The organism is Bacillus sp. SIMBA_008 (genome assembly GCF_046535495.1).
GTDB classification, from domain to species: domain Bacteria; phylum Bacillota; class Bacilli; order Bacillales; family Bacillaceae; genus Bacillus; species Bacillus subtilis.
On the sequence record NZ_JAWRWL010000352.1, the window covers coordinates 1 to 277 of the forward strand.

General features: G+C 46.2%; 1 protein-coding gene. It reads left to right on the forward strand.

Annotated elements, in window-relative coordinates; translation table 11 throughout:
* Positions 1–110 (forward strand): hypothetical protein (locus SB658_RS23555; protein ID WP_410602714.1); only part of this gene is annotated, 110 nt, incomplete at its 5' end.
* Between the last annotated feature and the right edge of the window lie 167 nt (positions 111–277).

Consider the following 277-nt stretch of genomic DNA (forward strand, 5'->3'; position numbering starts at 1 on the left):
GGGTTATATTAGGGATGAATACGGGCATGCTCCTCTTGACTGCACTGCATTATGCGACGATTTGTAAGGAGCTCGGTGTTTCCATGTTTCTTAGAATGAAAAAAGCATGAATGCCCTCTTCGGCGAGCGGGCAAGCTATAAGAAAACTGGGAAGGAAGATCCTGATGAATCTTAAATATCTACCCGCCAGTCTTCTTATGATGATCATGCTTCTATTACTCATAGGCAGCGAGGCTGAAGCGAAAGAGCCCGTTATGGCGCCAAAGATAGAGGCTCC